At 36.9% G+C, this 1,425-nt stretch carries 1 protein-coding gene and 1 pseudogene; both read right to left on the bottom strand.

The window, feature by feature from the left end; translation table 11 throughout:
• Positions 1-509: 509 nt before the first annotated feature.
• A pseudogene (locus N9I19_RS24745) lies at positions 510-876 on the bottom strand (VOC family protein).
• A 186-nt stretch (positions 877-1,062) separates the two neighbouring features.
• Positions 1,063-1,425: general stress protein (locus tag N9I19_RS24740; protein ID WP_317779331.1), on the bottom strand; the 363-nt coding region annotated here is incomplete at its 5' end.

Here is a 1,425-nt window from a genome sequence, read left to right as displayed (position 1 = left end):
TACTTTATTTCCTTGTTGACAAGTTCAGCAAAACTGCTAGACAGTTGTAATATCATCTCATCCTCAACAATACCGTAGTGTATGTTTCCTTGTTGATTCTGATAGCGAACTATTTTTTGCGTTTTTTGTAGCACATGCATTATGAATAAACTCCTTTGATGTAAGGTATACTGACCTCAGATAATATAAAATTCGGGTCTCCATAATCGTAAATGAAGACTTCCAACTCTATTATAACCGAAAAGCTCAATAAAACTGAAGTTTAGCGCCCAAATACAATTAAAGCCCCCTTTATTTAAGGAAGAAATATGAAATAAAAAACAAGAACTGTATGGATTAGACAGTCTTTTTTTATCTTTTCCCATTTATGTCGCAGTATGTGTCAGATGTGATATATAGCCCAGTTTTTCTTATTAAACCATCCTGCCCCGATCGTTGCATAAAGAAAAGGAGCTGCTGATCAGCTCCTGAAGTAACGCGCCTGTTAGCTCATGAAGAGGATATATTTTTTATCGCGAGATTAGATATTTTTCTTTGAATATTGGACTTAATTCACTCCATACATCAAATTTATTACCATCTAAATCATAAAAAACAAAGTTTCTCCCCGTGTGACCTCTGTTTTCAATTCCTCCAACTTTTATTTCTTTTTCGATAAATCTTTATGAACAGCTATTAAAGCGTTTAACCCATTAACTTCAAATGTCATAGAAAAGTGTTCTTCACCGTAAATATCATAAAAATTGGAGCTTTAACAAGAAAAATACTTTGGTTTGCAAAATTAAGAATTGCTTTGTCTTCATCTTTATAACTTAACTCTGCACCCCATTTACTTACATACCAATCCGAAGCAAGTTCTATACCAATAACTGATATATAAGTGGTGCCTACCCTTAATACTTATGATCTCTGTCCTTTGAAACTCAATTATTCACCAAGCATACTTTGCAATGTGCTGTGATGGGCATTTCCATGGGACAATGGTTGAATAACATAAAGAAACCGAGGGAATGATTCATTCCCTCGGTCATTTATTAGTTCTACTTGATTTTTCATTCTATATTAACGGCGGCTTTTTTCCCCGCCATTAAGTCCTGCTTCTTCCCGGCTCATTTTTCCATTACTGGAACCGTCAGAGCTGCCGTCGCCATCTCGTTGATTGGCACGTGCCTCCCCACCTTTTTCACCGATTTCCTGATAGAACTCCTTGCCATGACTGTCGGATGTCGCTTCTCCGCCTTTTTGGCCAATCTCTTGATAGAATTCCTTATCATGATTTTCGGATGTCGCTTCTCCGCCTTTTTGGCCAATCTCTTGATAGAATTCCTTATCATGATTTTCGGAAGTCGCTTCTCCGCCTTTTTGGCCAATCTCTTGATAAAATTCCTTATCATGATTTTCGGAAGTTGCTTCTCCGCCTTTTTG

It is taken from the genome of Peribacillus sp. CSMR9 (genome assembly GCF_033141925.1).
GTDB classification, from domain to species: domain Bacteria; phylum Bacillota; class Bacilli; order Bacillales; family DSM-1321; genus Peribacillus; species Peribacillus simplex_A.
This window is presented reverse-complemented; position numbering and strand designations above follow the sequence as displayed.